The 20,423-nt window shown below is 69.2% G+C and carries 17 protein-coding genes; 6 read left to right on the top strand and 11 right to left on the bottom strand.

Features of this window, described 5'->3' with window-relative positions; translation table 11 throughout:
- The first annotated feature begins 41 nt into the window (after window positions 1-41).
- Window positions 42-506 carry a MaoC family dehydratase gene (locus tag PSC72_RS06815; RefSeq protein WP_274325138.1) on the top strand — a complete coding sequence of 155 codons (465 nt, stop codon included), beginning with the start codon at window positions 42-44 and terminating at the stop codon, window positions 504-506.
- A gap of 86 nt (window positions 507-592) precedes the next feature.
- On the opposite strand, the gene PSC72_RS06810 is transcribed toward PSC72_RS06815, so the two are convergent.
- Window positions 593-958, bottom strand: coding sequence for a DUF5658 family protein (locus PSC72_RS06810; protein ID WP_274325137.1), 366 nt, complete (start codon window positions 956-958; stop codon window positions 593-595).
- Window positions 959-1,130: 172 nt separating this feature from the next.
- Window positions 1,131-1,502, bottom strand: coding sequence for a DUF5658 family protein (locus tag PSC72_RS06805; protein ID WP_274325136.1), 372 nt, complete (start codon window positions 1,500-1,502; stop codon window positions 1,131-1,133).
- A gap of 220 nt (window positions 1,503-1,722) precedes the next feature.
- Between PSC72_RS06805 and PSC72_RS06800 the strand changes: the two genes are divergently transcribed.
- Window positions 1,723-2,367 carry a chemotaxis protein CheC gene (locus tag PSC72_RS06800; RefSeq protein ID WP_274325135.1) on the top strand — a complete coding sequence of 215 codons (645 nt, stop codon included), beginning with the start codon at window positions 1,723-1,725 and terminating at the stop codon, window positions 2,365-2,367.
- Between the two features lie 14 nt (window positions 2,368-2,381).
- Window positions 2,382-3,089 (top strand): 5-formyltetrahydrofolate cyclo-ligase, encoded by a 708-nt coding sequence (locus PSC72_RS06795; RefSeq protein ID WP_274325134.1) that lies wholly within the window; start codon window positions 2,382-2,384, stop codon window positions 3,087-3,089.
- Between the two features lie 24 nt (window positions 3,090-3,113).
- On the opposite strand, the gene PSC72_RS06790 is transcribed toward PSC72_RS06795, so the two are convergent.
- From PSC72_RS06790 to PSC72_RS06760, 7 genes are all read right to left on the bottom strand, one after another.
- Complete coding sequence (locus PSC72_RS06790; protein ID WP_274325133.1) at window positions 3,114-3,494, bottom strand: hypothetical protein; 381 nt, start codon at window positions 3,492-3,494, stop codon at window positions 3,114-3,116.
- Window positions 3,495-3,590: 96 nt separating this feature from the next.
- Entirely contained in the window at window positions 3,591-5,246 is a 1,656-nt protein-coding gene (locus PSC72_RS06785; RefSeq protein ID WP_274325132.1) for a DUF7343 domain-containing protein, read from the bottom strand.
- Window positions 5,247-5,581: 335 nt separating this feature from the next.
- Complete coding sequence (locus PSC72_RS06780; protein ID WP_274325131.1) at window positions 5,582-5,926, bottom strand: DUF7344 domain-containing protein; 345 nt, start codon at window positions 5,924-5,926, stop codon at window positions 5,582-5,584.
- A 423-nt stretch (window positions 5,927-6,349) separates the two neighbouring features.
- The gene (locus tag PSC72_RS06775; protein WP_274325130.1) at window positions 6,350-8,722 is read right to left on the bottom strand and encodes a DEAD/DEAH box helicase; all 2,373 of its coding nucleotides are present in this window, start codon (window positions 8,720-8,722) and stop codon (window positions 6,350-6,352) included.
- A 42-nt stretch (window positions 8,723-8,764) separates the two neighbouring features.
- Window positions 8,765-9,280, bottom strand: coding sequence for a hypothetical protein (locus PSC72_RS06770; protein WP_274325129.1), 516 nt, complete (start codon window positions 9,278-9,280; stop codon window positions 8,765-8,767).
- A gap of 73 nt (window positions 9,281-9,353) precedes the next feature.
- Complete coding sequence (locus tag PSC72_RS06765; RefSeq protein WP_274325128.1) at window positions 9,354-11,816, bottom strand: integrin alpha; 2,463 nt, start codon at window positions 11,814-11,816, stop codon at window positions 9,354-9,356.
- A 397-nt stretch (window positions 11,817-12,213) separates the two neighbouring features.
- The gene (locus PSC72_RS06760) at window positions 12,214-14,967 is read right to left on the bottom strand and encodes an integrin alpha (protein ID WP_274325127.1); all 2,754 of its coding nucleotides are present in this window, start codon (window positions 14,965-14,967) and stop codon (window positions 12,214-12,216) included.
- 432 nt (window positions 14,968-15,399) lie between these two features.
- On the opposite strand from PSC72_RS06760, the gene PSC72_RS06755 reads away from it, so the two are divergent.
- Together PSC72_RS06755 and PSC72_RS06750 are read left to right on the top strand one after the other, a co-directional pair.
- Window positions 15,400-15,771, top strand: coding sequence for a cupin domain-containing protein (locus PSC72_RS06755; protein ID WP_274325126.1), 372 nt, complete (start codon window positions 15,400-15,402; stop codon window positions 15,769-15,771).
- Between the two features lie 60 nt (window positions 15,772-15,831).
- Window positions 15,832-16,743: a DMT family transporter gene (locus tag PSC72_RS06750; protein ID WP_274325125.1), complete on the top strand. Its 912-nt coding sequence runs from the start codon at window positions 15,832-15,834 to the stop codon at window positions 16,741-16,743.
- A gap of 18 nt (window positions 16,744-16,761) precedes the next feature.
- Here PSC72_RS06750 and PSC72_RS06745 read toward each other — a convergent pair whose 3' ends face one another.
- Window positions 16,762-17,559 carry an RIO1 family regulatory kinase/ATPase domain-containing protein gene (locus tag PSC72_RS06745; protein ID WP_274325124.1) on the bottom strand — a complete coding sequence of 266 codons (798 nt, stop codon included), beginning with the start codon at window positions 17,557-17,559 and terminating at the stop codon, window positions 16,762-16,764.
- A gap of 135 nt (window positions 17,560-17,694) precedes the next feature.
- On the opposite strand from PSC72_RS06745, the gene PSC72_RS06740 reads away from it, so the two are divergent.
- On the top strand, window positions 17,695-18,882 hold the full coding sequence (locus tag PSC72_RS06740; RefSeq protein ID WP_274325123.1) for an acyl-CoA dehydrogenase family protein: 1,188 nt from the start codon (window positions 17,695-17,697) through the stop codon (window positions 18,880-18,882).
- A gap of 118 nt (window positions 18,883-19,000) precedes the next feature.
- Here PSC72_RS06740 and PSC72_RS06735 read toward each other — a convergent pair whose 3' ends face one another.
- Window positions 19,001-20,290, bottom strand: a complete 1,290-nt coding sequence (locus tag PSC72_RS06735) for a hypothetical protein (RefSeq protein ID WP_274325122.1) — start codon at window positions 20,288-20,290, stop codon at window positions 19,001-19,003.
- Between the last annotated feature and the right edge of the window lie 133 nt (window positions 20,291-20,423).

The raw sequence follows: 20,423 nt of genomic DNA, 5'->3' as shown, positions 1-20,423 counted from the left end.
CCGGCCAAATCGTTAACCGCCGCCGAATCGACTCTCCGGGTATGCCCGGGCGCTACTACGAGGAGTTCACGGAGGGGGAGACGATCGCCCACGACAAGCGCCGCACGATCTCCGAGTCGGACAACCAGCGGTTCTGCGACCTGACGATGAACCAGCAGCCGCTGCACCTCGACGCCGATTTCGCCGCGTCGACGCAGTTCGGCGACCGACTCGTCAACGGGCTCTACACGATGAGCCTCGCGGTCGGGCTCTCGATCCCCGAGACGACCGACGGGACGATCGTCGCGAACCTCTCGTACGACGACGTAGAGCATCCCGAACCGGTGTTCCACGGCGACACGATCCGGGCGGAGTCGACGGTCACCGACACGCGGGAGACGAGCGACGGCGAGCGCGGGGTCGTGACGATGCGCGTCGAGGCGTACCGCGTCGAGGACGGGGCGGACACGCTCGTGTGTTCGTTCGATCGAACCGTGCTCGCGGAGAAGCGACCGAGCGACGAGTGACAGCGTGTCCGTCTGTGGAGAGGATCGGCGCGCTCGGGACGGATCCCACGGCCGTCCCGGGGGCCGGGCGGACACGCGCGGGTCGCTCAGACCGACGCGAGTACGACGGCGTTGACGAGCACGGTCACCGTCCAGGGGAGCGCGAGCCCCAGAGCGATCGCCGTTCCGTGACGCGGGCGGGCGGCCCGGAGACACATCGCGCCGCCGACGGCGAGGGCCTTCGCTGCGACGAGGGCACCGAAGCCGACGCCCTCGATCGCCCAGCGCATCGCCGGGTTCGCCTCGACGAGCCCCATCGACAGACCGAGCCAGGTGGTGGCGACGTCCAGCGCGACCGACGCGAGGACGACCGCCCACAGCGCTCTCTCGACGGCCCGGCCGTCGGCTCCGCCGACGGACCGGCCCTCGAACGCCCACGATCTGTCCGTACTCGTTAGTAGTGAACCGCGCATCGTACCCACCGCACGCTACCCCCCACCCAGAGGGGTGAGTCGTGCGTGTGGGGTCTGGGCACAATCCGCTAAAAAAGGATCGTTTCGGTATCACGTCCGGTCCGCCTCGAATCGTGGCGACCGGGAGTGGGGCGTTGCCGGCTCGACGGGGCTGGCCCGAGGCGAGCCGCGATCAGAGCGACGCGAGCAGCGCCGCGTTGAAGACGACGGCCAGCACCCAGGGGATGGCGAGACCGATCGGGGCGACGAGCGCGTACTCAGGCCACAGGGCGCGAAAGACCAGCGCGACCGCGACGGCGGCCGCTTTCGCGAGCGCCAGCGCGCTCAGGCCGAACGCGTCGAGCGCCTGTCGCATGAGCGGGTTGCGTTCGACGAGGCCCACGGAGAGGCCGTACGCCGTCAGGACGATGTCGAGCACGAGCGCCCAACAGACCAGCACCCACAGCAGCAGTTCCAGGTCGGACACGGAACCCGAAACCGCGCCGAGGTACTCGTCGATGGTCGACGAGTCGAAGGCGGTCGGATCGGTCGTGAAGAGCGGCATGTGTGGGGTCTCGACGGGTTGGTCGGTCGCCGGGGGTACGCCGAACCGTCCACCCCGCCACCTCATACCGCGTCCGACATCCCCAAGAGTATACGTCGCTTATGTATCACGAATGGCGGTACTCGGAAATTACCGGTAGAGCCGTCCCCTGCGCGTCGAGAGCCGTTCGCGCCCGTCCGGTCCCCAGAGCGTTTACATTGGTCGAGACCCACGGAAGGGTATGGATTACGAGGTCGACGTGCGGAAACTCGCGCTTTTCAACGAGATGGCCAAGGAGGGAGCGACCACCGTCTCGGCCCACCTGAACCAGCTCTCCGGGCTGAACACGGAGATCGAGGTGTCGAAGATCAGCTTTCTCGACATGGAAGACGTCAGGACCCATCTGGGCGACCACGAGCAGGTCGGCATCTACGTCGAACTTACCGAAGCGCCATACGGCTACGTCCTCTTCATGCTCGAACCCGCCGGGAGCAAGCGCCTCGCGCAGAGTATGGTCGGCGACATGGGCGGCGACGACGACGCCGACGGCCACTTCACCGACATGGAACGGTCGGCCATGCAGGAGATCGGCAACATCATGACCAGCGGCTTCATCGACGGCTGGGCGAACGTCCTCGACACCACCATCGACATGTCGACGCCCTCGTTCATCTTCGGACAGGCGAACGCCATCGTCGACGAGATGGGCGGCTGGCCCGACGAGGAGATCGCCTTCGTCGTCGACTCCCACGTCGTCGCCAGCGACGCCGACGTGGAAGTCACCGTCTACACCTTCCCGCAGCTGGCCGACCTCGTCCGGCTGATCCAGAACATCGACGTCGCCACCGACGTGCAGACGGACACCGCGGCCTCCGACGTCCTCTGACTCGGGTGGTCACCGTGGACAAACAGTCCCTCCGCGAGGCCGTCTGGGACGAACTCGAAGACCGCGGCGAGGCCCGCTTTCCCTTCCCGCCGCACGGCCGCATCCCGAACTTCGCCGGCGCCGACGCGGCCGCCGACCGACTCGCCGACCTCCCCGAGTGGACCGACGCCGAGACGCTGAAGGCCAACCCGGACGCGCCGCAGCTGCCCGTCAGGCGCGGCGCGCTCGACGCCGGCAAGACCGTCTACATGGCGGTGCCGCGGCTCCGCGACGAGCGCTGTTTCTACCGCCTCGACCCGGCCGAGCTCGCCGACACAGACGCCGCTGCGACGGTCTCCGGCGTCGCGGACCACGCCGAACAGGTCGGCCCCGAGGCCGTCGACCGGATCGACCTCGTCGTGGTCGGAAGCGTCGCCGTCTCGCCCGACGGCGCCCGCGTCGGCAAGGGCGAGGGCTACAGCGACCTGGAGTTCGCCGTGCTGTCGGAACTCGGCCTCGTCGACGCCGAGACGACGGTCGTCACGACGGTCCACGAGCTGCAGGTCCGCGAGGGCATCGCGGTCGACGCCCACGACGTGCCCCTGGACGTGATCGTCACGCCCGAGCGCGTCGTTCGGACCGAGACGCCCCACGAGCGGCCGACGGGCATCGACTGGGACGCGCTGGACGACGAGCGGATCGAGGAGATACCGGTTCTCGAACGGTTCGCGCCGGACGGCTGAACGAGCCCGGTCGCCGCCGGCGTGTCAGCCGGCCAGCACCGCCGTCTCCGCGTAGTCGAGCGCGAAGGCGCCGGCGCCCGTGATCGCGCCGACCGCAGTCGCGAGGACGAGCGCGTGAGAGTTGCGGACGGCGAACGCCCCCACGGCGACGCCGAGGGCCAGGAGGAAGGCGACGCCGAAGGTCGCGAGGGTGACGGCGACCCGGCGCCGGAGGTGCGAGACCTCCGTGCCGAGGCCGGCGACCACGACCGCGGCCGCGGTCAGCCCGGCGAGGAGGCCGACCGGGATCCCAACGAACAGCGAGAACTCGATCCACCGGAGCGTGAACTCCGTGACGGCGGCGCCGACCGCGAGGAACGCCGCCAGGCCGGCCGCGAGCGCGACCGCGACTGTTCTGAGTCGCATGGTGGAACAACGCGTCGACGGCTGAAATACCTCACCCGGTCGCAGTCAGGCCGCGCGGCCGGTCGTAGCCAGACCGCGCGGCCGGGGGCGGGCCGGTCACTCCTCCAGCGCCGATTCGGCGCCGGGCGGGAGGTCATCGGGGCGCATCACGACGTTGCCCCGGCCCACGTCGACCTTGACGATGGCGCCGTCGGACTCCATCGCCGAGAGGACGCGACTGACCTTGGACTTCGACCACTCGGTCTCCTGGACGAGCGCGGCCTGGCGCATCCGGCCGTCGTGGTCGTCGAGCAGCGTGAACACGACCTCCTCGTCGGAGAGGAACTCGGTGGGCACCTCCTCGGCGTCGGCTGCCGCCTCGCCTTCGGCGGCCTGCGTGGCGCCGTCCGAGACGACCGCGGCGGGGGCCGCGTCCGCCTGGGAGGCGCCGGGTTCGCCGTCGGTCCCGTCGGCGCCCTGGTGCTCGCTCTCGCCGGTGGAGAGCGCGCGGCGGGCGCGACCGACCGAGACGCGCCCGGACCAGGCGAGGAAGAGGACGACGGCGACGGCCGCGACGGCGACGCCGACCAGTCCCGCGAGCGCGAGCGGGATGTCGTCGGTGCCCGCCGCGTTGACCTCCTCCGGGTCGGGGACGCCGTCGCCGTCGGTGTCGGGGTTGGTCGGGTCCGTCTCGTACTCGTTGACTTCGGGTCCGTCTTCGAGGCCGTCGCCGTCGGTGTCGGGGTTGGTCGGGTTCGTGCCGTACGTGTTGACCTCCGGCCCGTCTTCGAGGCCGTCGCCGTCGGTGTCGGGGTCGGTCGGATCGGTGTCGTATTCCTCGACCTCGGCGCCGTCTTCGAGGCCGTCGCCGTCGGTGTCGATCTGGTTGGGGTCGGTGTCGTAGGTGTTGACTTCGAGGTTGTCGTCGAGGCCGTCTGCGTCGGTGTCGGACTCCAGCGGGTTCGTCTCGAACTCGTTGATCTCGGCGCCGTCGTCGAGGCCGTCGCCGTCGCTGTCCGGCTCGGCCGGGTCGGTGTTGTACGTGTTGACCTCCAGCCCGTCTGCGACGCCGTCGCCGTCGGTGTCGGCCTTGTTCGGGTTCGTCCCGAGTTCGAGTTCGCGCGGGTCGGGCAGGCCGTCGCCGTCGGTGTCGACCTTCGTCGGGTCGGTCTGGTGGCGTTCGATCTCCGCGTAGTCCGAGAGCCCGTCGCCGTCGGTGTCGTTGTTCTTGGGGGCGGTCTCGTAGGTCTCGACCTCCACCTCGTCGGAGAGGCCGTCGCCGTCGGTGTCGTTCGACTGGAGCGAGGTGCCCAGCGACGCCTCCCGCTCGTTGGCGAGGCCGTCGCCGTCGAGGTCGCCGCCGCGTTCGAGGACGGTGACGGGGATCGCCTCGCTGTCGAGGTCGGTCGAGGCGTTGGCCTCGGCCGCCGCGACGCGGAGTTCCTGCTGGCCGGTCAGGTTGGCCGGCCAGCTCCCGACATCGACGGTGACCGTCTGGTTACCCCCCGCCGGCACGGAGAACCCGTGGCAGCCGAGAGTGCGGTCGGCCGAACGGACGCTCAGACAGAGCGACCCGTCGTCGACCCCCCCGTTGCTGGCCACCGTCGCCGCGAAGCCGTGGTTCGAGTCCTGCCGGAGCGCGAACCCGTCGCCGAAGCCCGTCACTGCGCCGTCGCCCCGGTACGAGACGTCGGTGATCCGCGCGTCGGCCGCCGACGCCGATTGACCCGCCCCCGCGATCGCCGAGACGACAGGGGCCGCGCCACTCGCCACTACGAGGACCGCGAGAAGCCAAACGTGAACGTTCCGTACCATGGGGTCGTGGATGCCTGCCCGTCAACCGGACGTGGCCCGGTCCCGCCCCCCGACCGGACAGTTCCACGCGCGGGTGACAGAGTGGTATGACTTGGGTGGCTGGCGTTAGGAACCTTACGCCCCCACCGGAAGGGTATGGCCACCTTTCCGTGCCGAAATCACTGCATACCGGTCTGCAGACGGTCGTCGGTGAACGGGCCGCGTTCGCCGACGAGGGACGACCGTCGAGCGACCGACGGCACGAGAAGGGGTGAGAACCTCGTCCCTGTGGAGGGTGGGCGACGGTCGCCGGACTACCGCCGCGACGCCTCGCCGACCAGTCGGGTCGGCTGCGTCTCCTCCGGCAGGTCCGACCAGGGTTCGCTGATCGAGAGTTTCATCTCCTCGTCGAGGCGGACGGTCTCTCTCCGGGCGTCGTACGCGACGACCCCGAACTCGTCGAGTTTCAACAGGTGTGCGCACCCGAGCCGGTCCCTGACGCGTGCCACCGCGTCCTCGTCCGTCGCGGCCGGGCTGTCGTCGCCGTCCCACCAGCCGACGAGGTGGGCCGCCACCTCCTCGACGGTCGCGCGGCCGCCGTGTTCCTGCAGGTAGTAGAGTATCGCGCGACGCTCCCAGTCCGAGAAGACGTCGTGCATCGTCTCGATTTCGCTCGAGTGTGGCCTCGGACGGTTGCGAGCCGGTCGGGTTCGCGAGTGCGTGTCTGACATGGTTGGCCTGGCAGGGGCTCAGAGGCGATCTGGTCGCCGGTCTCGTCCACCGTGCCCCGTGCTCTCTGCTAGGCCCGAGAGTGCCAAAGTACCGCAAACACGTCCCGACCGTTGTCATCGTTCCCCACGGTTTTCCCTCCCTCCGGAGCCCCGCAACCCCACGACGTGGCCGCGTCTGACGCAGTCTCCCGATCGGGGTCGTGAAACCGCTGCAACAGTCGGGCCTGACGCTTGCAACGGTCGAAACAGTCAGTGTACGGACCGTTTCGGCGGTCAGATCTTCCGTTAGAGAGCATCTGAACGGAATACTTCGCTCGCTCGTCCGAAGCGGTTCAGTCGGATAAGGCCGCGCTACTCGACGAGGGCGGCGAGCAGGTCGGCGGCGAGCCCCTTCTCCAGGGGGTCGTTGGCGTTCCCGCAGTGGGGCGACTGGACGCAGGCCGGACAGCCCGACTCGCAGGGGCAGTCCCGGAGCATGCCCAGCGTCCGCCCCATCAGGTCGACGACGGTCTCGTAGGCGCGCTCGGTCAGCCCGACGCCGCCGGGATAGCCGTCGTAGACGAAGATCGTCGCGCAGTCAGTGTGCGGGTGCCGGGGCGTCGAGAGCCCGCCCACGTCCCGGCGGTCGCAGAGGAACGAGAGCGGAAAGAGCGAGATCATGCCGTGTTCGGCCGCGTGGATCGCGCCCGGGAACGCGTCGGGGCCGTCTCCCGCCGCTCGAATCTCCCGCTCGATTTCGCCGGGGACGGTGAAGTAGAGCGCCTCGGTGTCCAGCGTCGTCTCGGGCAACTCGAGCGCCTCGCGACCGATCGGCTCGCCGCTCTGGCGGTCGTAACGCTCGAAGCCGGTTATCTGCTTGCGCATGCTCACGTCCGCGAACCGGACGGTCACCTCGTCGTGGGTCGACAGGACCTGTTCCCGGCGGTCCTCCTCGACGGTGATCGTCTTGTCGTGGAGCACCTGCGTGTAGTAGTTCGGGCGCACGGGCGCGAGGTCCGCGACGTCGTTACGCAGGTCCAGATCGACTACCTCGAAGTCCTGGCCCTGATGATGGTAGATCGCGCCGGGGTGAGCGTCGCGTAGCGCGTCCGCGAACGAGAGCGTCGCGATGCGGTTCCCGTTCCGGCGGTCTCGAAGTTGCACCTCGCGATCGCCGATGGTCCGCAGGCTCATCTCGTGCTGGGGGCTGCCCTCGCCGTCGTAGAGCCAGCGCAGGCCCGCGTCGGTCGTCCGCCGGTCGAGGTCGCCCGCCTCGGTCAGGTCGGCGACCACGTCGGGGAACGGCTCGCCGAAGTACCTGTCGTCGCCGGATCGGAGCCAGTTCTCGCGTGCGGCCGCGCGCACGTGGTCCGGCAGGAGGTGTTCGTTCTCGGGATTCGAGATTGCCTCCTCGGGGTCGTTCTCGAAGAAGTCCCGCGGGTGGGCCATCAGGTACTGGTCCAGCTGGTCCTCGCCGGCCACCATCGCGACGAGCGAGGGGTCGGTGCCCCGGCCCGCCCGGCCGCCCTGCTGGAAGGCGGCCATCCGCGTGCCGGGGTAGCCGTCCAGCAGGACGACGTCGAGGCCGCCGATGTCGACGCCGAGTTCGAGCGCGTTCGTGCTCCAGACGCCGCGGACCTCGCCGGAGTCGAGGCCGTCCTCGATCTCGCCGCGGCGCTCGTCGGTGAGCGCCGCCTGGTAGGCGTGCACGTTCCTGGCCGCCTCGTGTTCGCCCCGGTCGCGCAGGTCGCTCGCGCTGTCGGTCGCGTAGCGCTCGGCGACCTGCCGGGACCGGGTGAACGCGACGGTCTGGTAGCCGCGGGCGACCAGATCGACGAACAGCCGCTTGGTCTCGACGTGACTGGAGCGGCGGCGGCCGCTCCCGAACCCCTCGCCGGCGTCGTACTCGGGCGGGTTCCAGAACAGCCAGTGGGTCGGTCCCGTGGCGCTGGTGTCCTCGTCGACGAGTCGGAACGAGTCGGGCGACTGCCCCGTGACGGTCGCGGCGTGGTCGACCGGGTTTCCGATCGTCGCCGAGCAGCAGACCCAGTCGGGGTCGCCGGGGGACCCGGTCCCCCGAGATGACGAGCGTCGCTCGTCACCGGCGTCGAAGCGCTCGCAGATGCGCTGGAGGCGCCGGAACACCATGGCCACGTGACTACCGAAGACGCCGCGGTACTCGTGGACCTCGTCGATCACCACGGTCTCCAGGCGCTCGAAGAACCAGTCCCACAGCCGGTGGGCGTGCGGCATGATCCCGTAGTGGAGCATGTCGGGCGTCGTCAGCAGGACCGTCGGCTGGCGCTCGCGGATCGCCTCCTTCTCTTTGCGGTCCTGTCGGCCGGTGTACTGCGCGACGGAGACGCCCGAGGCGAAGCCCAGCCCGTGGGCCAGATCGGAGAGGGTCTCCTCCTGGTCGTTGATGAGCGCGACCTGCGGCGCGATATAGAGGGTCGTCGCCCGCTCGTCGAGCGCGCGCTCGAAGGCGGGGACGGTGTAGGCGAGGGACTTCCCGCTGGCCGTCGGCGTCGCGAGAACGACGTTGTCGCCCCCGCGGACGGCCGAGACGGCGCTGGCCTGGTGGTCGTACAGGCGCTCGACGCCGTCCGATTCGAGCGCGCTGACGAGCCGCGAGTCGAGGTCCACGTCGGCGAAGGTCGCCTCGCGGCCCGGTATCACGCGCCGCTCGGCGATCTGTCCGTCGTAGTACGGCCGCCCCTGGAGCCAGCGGATCGTCTCGTCCACGTCTACAGGGTCCTTGGCGAGCGTCGCAAAAGCGGTTGCGCCTCACGCATTCGCGCCGTTCCGGAGCCGTCGGCGTACCAGGAGACCGAGCGCGAAGCCCACGGTCGAGTAGACGAGCACCTCCGGGGGATGGTCGGCGAGGAAGTACGGCCGGAACCCGACGGCGATCGTCGCGCCACCGAGTTCGACAGCCGACTCCAACAGGACGCGCATATCGGCGACGTAGAAGACCGCGTCGCCCGCGCGGAGCGCACTCGCCAGGAGGACCGTCGGCAGGTACCCGCGGTTGCCGGCCGCGTGCCCCGCCGCGATCGCGACGACAAGCAGGTAGCCGACCGGCGTCCGCATCGCGAAGACCGCGGCCAGTTCGACCGCGAGACGGAGGTCGGTCTGCCCGTTCACGACCGCCTGGAGCGCGAGGTAGTCGACCGCTGCGCTCAGCGCCGCCAGGACGAGGGCCAGCGCGACCGCCAGCAGCGTGTTCCGCCGACGGTCCCCGAACACGAGCGCTCTCGGGTCCTCGAAGTGCGTTACCAGGGCACCGCGCTCCGTCGCCATTGACAGAGCGTGTCACCGTATCGATAAAAAAGTAGTGTCGGTCGGCCGATTCCGGGGCCTCGTCCCGGACTCGTTACTCCTCGCGAGTGCGTGCCGTCGCCAGCACGGCCAGCGAGAGACCCATCAGGCCGACGAACGGGAGGGGGAACAGCGGCGAGGTGGAGAGGGCCTCCAGCGCCGTCTGCTCGCCGGCGGGCGCGTTGCCCGCGCCGCCGTCGTCGCCGTCGTCAGGCGTTTCGGTCTCCTCGTCGGGAGTGTCCGTTCCCCCGTCGTCGCCCGTGTCGGCGTCGTCGGGGTAGGCCTTGATCGACCCGCGGTGCAGTTCGTCGTCCGAGAACCGCAGCTGGGTCTGGCCGGCGGGGCAGGGACTGCTCGCGGAGCGGTCGTCGCTCACGTCGGTTCCCTCACCGGCCTCGACGACTCCCGGACTCCCGGACTGCTCGTAGAGGGTGGATCCGACCTGGTGGACGACCGACTCCGGTCCCATGCCGGGGCCGCCTTCCCGGTAGTTGACCGTCATCGGTTCGCCCTCGGTGTTGTCCTGGACGCTGTTGATGATGAGTACCCGCCGATCGGTCTGGTCGGAGTCGAAGCAGAAGGCCACGAAGCTGATCCCGTCCTCGGGTTCGGCGCCGGGCCCTTCGGTCGTCTGCGTGGGCGTGTCGGTCGCCGTGCCGTTGGCCGGCGTCTCGGTGACGGTGTCGGTCGCCGTGTCGGTCTCCGTCTCCGGAGCGACCGGCGTCTCCGTCCCCGTGGTCGTGGCGTTATCCGTCGCCGTGGCGTTATCCGTCGCCGTGGCGTTCTCTGTTCCGGTCTCCGTCGCCGTGTCGGTCTCCGTTCCGGTGTCGGTGTCCGTCCCAGTGTCCGTCTGGTCGGGCGATTCCGTCTCCGGGGCCTCGGTCTCGGACGCGACCGTCTCGGGACAGTCGGCACTGAGCGCGTACGCCGCGCCAGCGTTGGTGCGGTTCAGCGAGTCGTTGAAGGGCGCGCCCACGACGAGATCTGCCGTCCCGTCGTCGAAGAAGTCACCGGCGTCGGCGACGGCGTACCCGGCCCGGTCGTCTGCGCCGGCGCCGAGGAACCGCGCGTCGGCGTCGGAGAGGTTCACGCTATCGCCGAGGGTTTCGCCGCCCGTGACGAGGTAGGCCGCACCCGCGTTCTCGGCGGCGGTGTCGTTGTACGGCGCGCCCACGAGCACGTCGCTCGCGGCGTCGCAACCCGTGCCGTTCGCGCCGTACGACGAGACCGACCAGCCCGCGCGGTCGAGCGCGCCCGGACCGGCCAGGCGGACGTCGGCATCGGCGAGCGTCATCGCGCCGACGCCCTCGTCACCGAGGTCTTCGCCGCCGTAGACGACGTAGGCCGCGCCGGAGTCCGTCCGGTTGTTCGAGTCGTTGTAGGGAGCGCCGACGACGAGGTCGTCGACGCTGTCGTTGTTCACGTCGCCCGCGCCGGCGACCGACCAGCCCGCCTGATCGCCCTCGGAGACGCCGACGTAGGTCGCCGTCGCGTCAGCCAGGGAGGTGTTGCCCGACGCGGAGGCGTCGACGACGTACGCCGCGCCGGTGCGGTTCAGCCGTTCGGGCGTTCCCTCGCCCACCGCGCCGGCGGTGGCGTTGTACCCGGGCGCGCCGACGGCCAGTTCCGTGGCGCCGTCGTCGTTCACGTCGCCCGCGTCCGCGACCGACCAGCCGGCGAGGCTGCCGTTGCGTTCGCCGACGAACGTCGCGTCGGCGTTCGAGAGGTTCACCCGAGCGCCGGGCGAGTCGGCGATGGTGTCGCCATCGACGACGTACGCGGCGCCGGCGTTAATCCCGGTGGTGTTGGCGTACGGCGCGCCGACGGCGACGGCGTCGGTCCCGTTCGTTCCGTTCACGGCCGCGACGGAGTAGCCCGCGAGGCCGTCGTCGGCCGTGCCGGCCAGCACCGCGTCGGCGTCGGAGAGGTTCATCGCCGACGGGAGCGACTCGTTGCCGTAGATCACGTACGCGGCGCCGCCGTTCCCGGTGGCGTTGTCGCTGTACGGCGCGCCGACGACGACGTCGGCGAGGCCGTCGTCGTTCACGTCGCCCGCCGTCGACACCGACCAGCCGGCCAGCTCGTTGTTCTCGGGGGCCCGCAGCACCACGTCGGCGTCGGAGAGGTTCACGTCCCCCGGCGCCGCGGGGCCGTAGACGATGTACGCTGCGCCCGCGTTCGGAGCGACGGAACTGTTGCGCGGCGCGCCGACGATCAGGTCGGATACGCCGTCGCCGTTCACGTCGCCCGCGTTCGCGACCGACAGGCCCGCGGTGTCGTTGACCCCTTCGCCGTAGAGCGTCGCGTCGGCGTCGGAGAGATTCGTCGAGTCCGCGAAACCTCCCGGCTGTGCCTGCGCGGCGGACGCCTCGTTCTCGGCTGTCGCCGACGGTCCCCCTGCCGTTCCGAGGTCGACCGCACCGGCGACGACTGTGCTCAACAGGACCAGCGCGACGACGCCGACCACGAACAGCCGGCCGCGCGCGGGTCCGTCTCTCGATGGTGATTCGTCTGACATGCATCGGACGCACGAACAGCCCTTTCGTTGTTATTCAGAGACCATCGCGAGTAACCTCGGAGCGACCGCAAGACAACGCGACGTTACCCGCTCTGCAAGTGAACGCTCCCGACTGTTCCGACTGGCCCATCCGCCGTTCGCAGTCGGCGTCGAGACAGCTGCTCGTCGGGCCGCTCACACCCGTCGAACGGCCACGGAAAGGCGGAATTTGTCGGCGCCGTCTCGCGATTACGGCGATAGAGCAGGCCGCGGTCGAGGCGCGATTGAACTCCGTCTTCGTCGCAGTACGAGCACGTGAACGGTTCAACGGTAGCCCTCCATCCGGGCCGCTTCGACGGGTAGTCCTCGGTCCGGCCGCGGCGACGTCGGGCCGAAAAAATAGGGTCGGATCGGGTCGCTACTCTTCGCGGAACCGGCTCATCCCCAGCACGGCGAGCGAGATTCCCATCAGTCCGACGAAGGGAACCGGGAACAGCGGCGACTGCGAGAGCGTCTCTAGCGCCGCCTGGTCGCCGGCGGGCGCGTTGCCCCCGTTGCCCCCGTTACCAGCGCCGGCGCACGTGTACTGGCCCTGGTCGTTCTGCTCGACGTTGTCGTTGGTCGCGATCAGGTCACCGTTCACGTACACCTGGTAGATCTTCGGTTCGTCGAGGCCGGCGAAGGCGGGGTCGTCAGCGGTGACGCTGAGCTCGGTCTGGTCTTCGCCGATCGTCGTCGTGAACGAGGCTTCCTCCCCGTCGTTACCGACCGCCACTACTCGGACTTCGTCACCCTCCTCCAGGCCACTGATGATGACCTGACTGCAGCCTCTGAAGTCGATAGAGGGGGGTTCATCCGGCGTCGGAGTCGGCGTTGCCGTCGCGGTCGGCGTCGGAGTCGGCGTTGGCGTGGCCGTCGGCGTCGGCGTTGGCGTGGCCGTCGGCGTCGGCGTTGCAGTCGGCGTCGGCGTTGGCGTCGCGGTCGGCGTCGGCGTCGCGGTCGGCGTCGGCGTCGCGGTCGGCGTCGCGGTCGGCGTCGGCGTTGGCGTTGGCGTGGCCGTTGGCGTCGGAGTCGGCGTTGCCGTCGGCGTTGGCGTGGCCGTCGGCGTCGGCGTTGGCGTCGCGGTCGGCGTCGGCGTCGCGGTCGGCGTCGGCGTTGGCGTCGCGGTCGGCGTCGGCGTCGCGGTCGGCGTCGGCGTCGCGGTCGGCGTCGGCGTTGGCGTCGCGGTCGGCGTCGGCGTTGGCGTCGCGGTCGGCGTCGGCGTCGCGGTCGGCGTCGGCGTTGGCGTTGGCGTGGCCGTCGGCGTCGGCGTTGGCGTCGCGGTCGGCGTCGGCGTTGGCGTGGCCGTCGGCGTTGGCGTCGCGGTCGGCGTCGGCGTCGCGGTCGGCGTCGGCGTTGGCGTTGGCGTGGCCGTCGGCGTCGGCGTTGGCGTCGCGGTCGGCGTCGGCGTTGGCGTGGCCGTCGGCGTTGGCGTCGCGGTCGGCGTCGGCGTTGGCGTCGCGGTCGGCGTCGGCGTGGCCGTAGGCGTTGGCGTGGCCGTCGGCGTCGCGGTCGGCGTCGGCGTGGCCGTAGGCGTTGGCGTGGCCGTCGGCGTCGCGGTCGGCGTCGGCGTTGCCGTAGGCGTGGCCGTCGGCGTCTCGGTCTCGGCCCCGACGGGTTCTTTGCAGTCGCTGAAGATCAGGTACGCCGCACCGGCGTCGGTGCGGTTGTACGAATCGTTGTACGGAGCGCCGATGGAGACGTCCTCGAAGCCGTCGTCGTTCATGTCGCCGGCCTCGGAGACGGCGTAGCCCGCGCGGTCCTCCTCGGCTTCCCCGTAGAACGTCGCGTCGGCGTTCGTGAGGTTCACGTCCATGTCCAGCGACGCGTTGCCGGAGACGAGGTAGGCCGCGCCGGCGTTCTCCGCAGTGGTGTCGTTTCCGGGCGCGCCCACGAGCACGTCGGCGATGTCGTCGCACGTCACGTCGCCCGAACCGGCCGCGGAGACGGACCAGCCGGCGCGGTCGAGCGCGCCTGCACCGGCCATACGGACGTCCGCGTCGGCCAGCGACATCTCGCCGCTGACGTCTGTGCCGCCGTAGACGGCGTACGCGGCGCCGGCGTCGGTGCGGTTGTACGAGTCGTTGTACGGGGCGCCGACGACGACGTCGTGGTACCCGTCGTCGTTGACGTCACCCGCGTCCGAGACCGACCAGCCGGCTCGGTCTCCTTCCGCTGCGCCGAACAACGTCAGTGCCGCGTCGGCCAGCGAGACCTGGCCCCCGTCCTCGGCGTTCGCGACGTACGCGGCGCCGCTGAGGTTAAGCGCCTCGCCCGTCTCGGACTCTTCGGCGGTGACGTTGTACCGCGGGGCTCCTATCACGACGTTCTCCTCCCCGTCGCCGTCGACGTCGCCTGCGGTCGAGACGGACCAGCCGGCGTAGCTGCCGTTTTGCTCGCCGACGAAGGTCGTGCTCGCTTCGCTGAGGTTCATCGTGTTCCCGGGCTGTTCGACGAGCGTCAGGCCCGAGACGACGTAGGCGGCGCCCGCATTGTGTCCGCCTTCGTCCGCGTAGGGCGCGCCGACGATCACGTTATCGTACCCGCCGGTCGTGTTGACGTTCGAGACGGAGTAGCCCGCCAGCGCGTAGGGCTCGGTCCCGGTCAGCACTTCGTCGGCCTCCGAGAGGTTCATCGTCGCCGGGAGCGACTCGCTGCCGTAGACGACGTAGGCGGCGCCGGCGTTCGGCGCGGCGCTGTCGTTGTACGGGGCGCCGACGACGACGTCGGAGAGGCCGTCGTCGTTCACGTCACCCGCCGTCGAGACGGACCAGCCGGCGAGGTCGTTGTTTTTCACGCCTCGGAGCGTCACGTCGGCGTCCGAGAGGTTCACTGTCCCCGGATCGGCCGGGCCGTAGACGATGTACGCTGCGCCGGCGTTCGGACCGGCGGAACTGTTGCGCGGCGCGCCGATGATCAGGTCGTCGACGCCGTCGCCGTTCACGTCGCCGGCGCTGGAAACCGTCCATCCGGCGGTGTCGTTGGCGGCTTCACCGGCGTATTTCACGTCCGCGTCTGTCAGGTTGATCGTTCCTTCGTACCCGCTCTGGGACGACTCCTGGATCGGTGCCGCGTCGGCGGGTGCCTCCGATGTGCCGTCTAACTGCACGGCGCCCGCGACGGCAGTACTCACCAGAAACAGGAGTACGATGCCGATCACGGCGAATCGTCTGCTTGTCGATTCTCCTCTTGGTTGGTGTGACATGGCAACGGAACAACGAACAGTCGCGGTATTGTTATTGATCTACCAGAAAGAGTAATGCTGGTCAAGCGTTCAGCCGGTAGGTCGATCGGTTGTGGTTACGGCGCATCGAGCGAGCATCGATATCCAGTCTGAAAATGCCAGAACGACAGGCGCCGCGAGCCGGACGCGTTGGCCGCGCTTACGGCTCGAAAGACGATATTTGTCGACGCCGTCCCGAGATTTTGCGGCCGTCCGATCGCTCGCGCTCGTTCGGTCGATCTGCGGAACGGACAGGTTGCCTTCGTCCCGACGCGGGTACGAACGGGTTACGTCGCGCCGATGCGAGAGAATATTTACGTTCTGGACATCCGGTTGATGGGTATGGGCTATCACGTCGTCGACCCCGCTGAGCTGGAACCGGAACCCGACCGACCGTCCGAGATGCGCTACGTCAGCGAGGCCGCAGACATGGACCGGATGGGCCTGCGCACCTACGCCGTCGCGCCGGGCGAGGAGATCCCCCTCTCGGGGCTGCACTATCACGCCGAACAGGAAGAGGCGTTCTACGTGATATCCGGGGAACTCAGCGTCGAGACGCCAGCGGAGTTGTACACCGTCGCGGCCGGCCAGTTCTTCGTCGCCGAGCCCGGAAGTCCCCACCGCGCGCACAACGCCGCCGACGCGGACGAACCCGTCCGCGTCATCGGGATCGGCGCGCCGCCGCTCAGCGACGGCCACGCCTACGAGGAGTGAGTGCCCCCGCGACCCCGGACACCGGAAGACGAAAGGCGCGTCTCTCGCAAGGAGGGACCAATGGCCGGCGAGACGCTCTCGCGCCGCCTCGAAGCGCGGGTGTCGCCGATGGCGGCGCTCGTCGTCGCGATCCTCGCAGTCTCGACGAGCGCCATCCTCGTCCGCTGGAGCGGGGCGCCGCCGTCGGTCGCGGCCTTCTACCGCGTGCTCTTCACCGTCGGACTGCTCGCGCCGCTCGCGTTCTCCCGGCACGGCGAGGACCTGCGGTCGCTCGGGCGCCGAGACGCGCTCGCGGCGGCGGTCACCGGCGTCGCGCTCGCGCTCCACTTCGCCGCGTGGTTCCAGTCGGTACGGTGGACGAGCGTCGCGGCCTCGGTGACGCTGGTCCAGTCACAGACGCTGTTCGTCGCCGTCGGCGCGGCGCTGTACCTCGGCGAGCGGCTCACCCTCGCGAAACTGGCCGGCATCGTGATCGCGCTCGCCGGCGCGGTGGTCATGTCGCTGGGGGAACTGCTCGGCGGGGCGGTCGTCGGCCCGCGCCCGCTCGCTGGCAACGCCCTCGCGCTCGTCGGTGCGGTGATGATGGCCGCCTACGTGCTGGCCGGGCGGTCGCTGCGCGCCCGGGTCGCGCTGGTCCCCTACGTCGCCGTCGTCTACTCGGCCTGTGCCGCGGTCCTCGGAGCCATCGTGCTCGTGCAGGGCAGCAGCCTCCTCGGCTACGAGCCGATCGAGTGGGTGCTGTTCCTCGCGATGGCTGTCGGCCCGGGCGTGTTCGGCCACACCGTCATCAACTGGGCGCTCGAACACGTCGAGTCCTCGGTCGTGAGCGTGTCGCTGCTCGGCGAACCGGTCGGGAGCACGCTGCTGGCGCTCGTGTTGCTCGCGGAAGTGCCGGGACCGTGGACGGTCGCCGGCGGCGCCGTCGTCCTGACCGGGATCTACGTGGTCGCCCGGGTGCGGAAGGCGGCGTGACCGGTGATTCCGATCGGTTCAGGCGGCGTGTTTCTCGATCTCGCCCTTGACGGCGGCGCCGTCGAAGTCGTGTTCCGGCCGGATGTTGACGAAGTCGAGGAAGTCCCTGGCCTCCAGCAGGGCGTCGGGGTCGTGAACTTCGAGGGCGGCGGCGACGGCGTCGCGCGCGCCGATCAGCGGTTCGAGGGCGCCGAGCGCGCAGGCCGTGTCGTAGGCGCGAGCGTCCTCGATCGCGTCGCCGCGGACCTTCGTCGCGTCGATGAAGTACAGGTCGCCCCCGGAGACGAGGACGTTCTCGCGCTGGAGGTCGCCGTGGGCGAGGTTGTTGTCGTGCATCCGGTCGAGGGCCTCGAAGAGTTCGACCGCGTGCCCGCGGACCTCGTCGGGCGGTAGCTCGTCGAGCGAGCGGAAGTCGGGGAGGTACTCGAGAACCATCACCGCCACGTCGTCGAACTCGAAGGCCTCCTTGGGCTCGGGGGCGTTGACGCCGATCTCGCGCATCCGCTCGTTGGCCTCCAGTTCGTGCTCGGCCATCTCGATGGGCGCGTCGAAGCGCTCGAAGAAGCCCTCCGTCCCCGAGGAGAACGCACCGAGGTTTCGTCCGGCGGTCAGCAGCGCGTGGACCAGCGAGTTCTGCTCGGTGACGACCTTGACGAACAACCGGTCGTTGACGACGCAGGGCGTCGACAGCCAGTTGTCCGCGTCGAGGAAGACGACTCTCGCCGTCTCCAGGTCGTAGCGGTCCATCACCTCCCGGATCGCCCCTTCGAGCGTCGGCCAGGGGACCGTCCCCCGGAGGAATCGCCTGAACGCCATCCGTCAACCGAGTCGCGCCCCACGGGTTTAGTGGTTCTGTCCCCGCTCCGCGCTCGCCGGGCGCGATGACCCGATCGGCGGCCCCGCCGGTCCCGCCGACACAGCCTTTATTCCGAGCGCCGGCAATATTTGCGTATGGACTTCACCCTCCCCGACGAGCACCGGATGATCCGGGAGACGGTGCGCGACTTCTGTGACGAGGAGATCGAGCCCATCGCCCAGGAGATCGAGGACGAACACCGCTTCCCGGAGGAGGTGTTCGACGAACTCGCGAAGCTGGACGTGATGGGGGTCCCGATCTCCGAGGAGTACGGCGGCCTCGGCGGGGACCAGTTGATGTACGCGCTCGTCACGGAAGAGCTGGGACGGGTGTCCGGCTCCATCGGCCTCTCCTACGCGGCGCACGTCTCGCTGGCGAGCAAACCCATCGAGCTGTTCGGTACCGACGAGCAGAAGGAGGAGTGGCTCGAACCGCTGGCGACCGGCGAGTACCTCGGGTCGTGGGCGCTCACCGAACCCGGGTCGGGGTCGGACGCCTCCGACATGGACACGACCGCAGAGAAGAGCGAGGCGCGAAGCGCCTCGGAACGGAGCGGCGCAGCCGCGGAGAAAGAGGGCGACGAGTGGGTCCTCAACGGGACGAAGCAGTTCATCACCAACGCGAACGTGGCGGGGTCGGTGCTCGTCAAGGCGGTCACCGAACCCGGCGCGGGCTACGACGGCATCTCCACGTTCATCGTGGACCCGGAGGACGACGGGTTCGAGATCTCCGCGGTGTGGGACAAGATGGGCCTGAACGCCTCGCCGACCTGCGAGATCACGCTCTCGGACGTCCGGATCCCCGAGGACCGCATCCTCGGCGACCCCGGCGACGGCTGGGACCAGACGAAGAAGACCCTCGACGGCGGCCGGATCTCCATCGCGGCGCTATCGGTCGGCCTCGCGCAGGGCGCCTTCGAGGCGGCGCTGGAGTACGCGAAGGAGCGCGAGCAGTTCGGCCAGCCCATCGGGAAGTTCGACGCGGTCCGCGACATGCTCGTCGAGATGGACCGCAAGATCGAGCGGGCGCGACTGCTCACGCACAAGGCCGCCGTCATGTACGACGAGGGCGAGGACGTGACACGCCTGTCCTCGATGGCGAAGCTCGACGCCTCGGAGGTCTCACGCGAAGTCGCCGAGGACGCCGTGCAGGTGCTCGGCGGCTACGGCTACACGACGGACTTCGCGCCCCAGCGGTTCTTCCGCGACGCGAAGCTCATGGAGATCGGGGAGGGGACCAGCGAGATCCAGCGGCTCGTCCTCGGTCGGGAACTCGGGTTGTAGATCCTCCAGTCGGTGTGCGTGCACGCGTAATAGTTGGTTCCGCTCGAGGAATCGTGGAAGGAACTTGAATGGCGGTAACCGGAGGAATTGCTGGGCGTTGAAATCTACAGAACGCTACTTACTGTCTCGCCGTTATCCGCTGTGCTATGACACCACCGATCGCGCCGAACGCTACCGGGAACGCAAGTCCGGTCAGGAGGAAGGCGTCCACGAAATCGACACCCACGACCGCTCGAATCGACCCCGTGGTCGTTTCCGTGACCACGAGCGCCGTCACCAGCGAGAGGGGAAGATATCCGAGAGCCACTGTCGCACCTTGAACGACCGCGCTCCGGAGGTCCTGTTTCGCGGCCCGACAAGCGACTACCGCCCCCGCTACTGCGAGGAGTACTGCCACAGGGACGAACAACAGGTCGAACCCACTCGGCCCCGACATCAGACTTGGGAGACTGAGAGCGTCGATTCCGTCAGTGACAGACTCGACGTACTTGAATTCGACGCCCCCTCCGTGACGCCGGTGGAACTGCCAAGTTCCCATCCGAAACGCACCAGGATCGAACGCGACTGACGCTTCCCCACCAGGGCCGGCTTGGACCAGATATGCTCGCCACTGGTCATCCCGTCCTGCGCGCGCAAACGACCGACCGACAGTGAGTCCCCATCCGATCAGAAACGTGAGCGCGCCAGTGACGACGCCACGAGCGATGCTATCGGTCGGCCACGATCGGCGGGACCACAGGAAGGCGAGATAGCCGCCGACCGAACCGAACGCGATGGGGTAGATGAGACCAGCGATGAGTGCGGCGGGGAGCGCGCCAACGCCGATCGTTCCGACCGGGTGTGGACCGGACTCCGTCACACCGAAGTACTCCATCGCCACGCTCTCGGGGGCTGCCCAACGAGATCCGAGGGCGAGAAGCACGACCAGCGGGGGATAGCCGAATGAGACTGCGCTACCGCGTTTCGCCGCCGTCCATGGGTCCTGGGCCCCACATCGGTGGGCCACGACCCAACCGCCCGCGAGTAGCAGTACTGCGGGAACGAACACGAGCAGTGGCGTCTCGGGGGGTGCGAGTGTCCACGGATCTGGATTCGAGTACGGTGTTAAGACGTACCGCTCGAAGTCCGCGCCGTGAATGGTCAGGTACTGCCAGGCGGCGAACTGGTGTGCCTCGGGAAGCGGTCCTGCTGGCCCAACGTTTAGTTCTGTGCCAGCATCGATACCGAAGGCGAAGAACTCGAGGAGTGGCCGGCCCGGAGACGAGACTCGCCGCCCCTCCAACGCGTAGGTGAGGACGTACCCGAAGAGGGAGGCGGAGCTTCCCGCGATGATCCCATGAAATGTGGTCCAGTTGTCCGGGAGTGCGAGCCGGACCCGGGAAAGCGCTTTCCACCCGTGCGAAGACATGACTCGAACTGGTGTCCTGAATGACAAATAACTTGGTCACCTTCAAAGAAGGACCGATGTCCGAATATCTCAAAAATCGGTACTGTCAGAAACTGTGCTGATCGTGTCAATACCACGTCTTCATTCAAAACGG

Origin of the sequence: Halosimplex aquaticum (genome assembly GCF_028747785.1) — an archaeon.
GTDB classification, from domain to species: Archaea; Halobacteriota; Halobacteria; order Halobacteriales; family Haloarculaceae; genus Halosimplex; species Halosimplex aquaticum.
This window is presented reverse-complemented; position numbering and strand designations above follow the sequence as displayed.

Coding starts and splice junctions, on each gene's coding strand:
- PSC72_RS06740 (WP_274325123.1), top strand. CDS start 17,695: ATGGACTTCACCCTCCCCGACGAGCACCGGATGATCCGGGAGACGGTG.
- PSC72_RS06770 (WP_274325129.1), bottom strand. CDS start 9,280: ATGGCGACGGAGCGCGGTGCCCTGGTAACGCACTTCGAGGACCCGAGA.
- PSC72_RS06745 (WP_274325124.1), bottom strand. CDS start 17,559: ATGGCGTTCAGGCGATTCCTCCGGGGGACGGTCCCCTGGCCGACGCTC.
- PSC72_RS06790 (WP_274325133.1), bottom strand. CDS start 3,494: ATGCGACTCAGAACAGTCGCGGTCGCGCTCGCGGCCGGCCTGGCGGCG.
- PSC72_RS06765 (WP_274325128.1), bottom strand. CDS start 11,816: ATGTCAGACGAATCACCATCGAGAGACGGACCCGCGCGCGGCCGGCTG.
- PSC72_RS06810 (WP_274325137.1), bottom strand. CDS start 958: ATGCGCGGTTCACTACTAACGAGTACGGACAGATCGTGGGCGTTCGAG.
- PSC72_RS06735 (WP_274325122.1), bottom strand. CDS start 20,290: ATGTCTTCGCACGGGTGGAAAGCGCTTTCCCGGGTCCGGCTCGCACTC.
- PSC72_RS06815 (WP_274325138.1), top strand. CDS start 42: ATGCCCGGGCGCTACTACGAGGAGTTCACGGAGGGGGAGACGATCGCC.
- PSC72_RS06780 (WP_274325131.1), bottom strand. CDS start 5,926: ATGCACGACGTCTTCTCGGACTGGGAGCGTCGCGCGATACTCTACTAC.
- PSC72_RS06755 (WP_274325126.1), top strand. CDS start 15,400: ATGGGCTATCACGTCGTCGACCCCGCTGAGCTGGAACCGGAACCCGAC.
- PSC72_RS06750 (WP_274325125.1), top strand. CDS start 15,832: ATGGCCGGCGAGACGCTCTCGCGCCGCCTCGAAGCGCGGGTGTCGCCG.
- PSC72_RS06800 (WP_274325135.1), top strand. CDS start 1,723: ATGGATTACGAGGTCGACGTGCGGAAACTCGCGCTTTTCAACGAGATG.
- PSC72_RS06805 (WP_274325136.1), bottom strand. CDS start 1,502: ATGCCGCTCTTCACGACCGATCCGACCGCCTTCGACTCGTCGACCATC.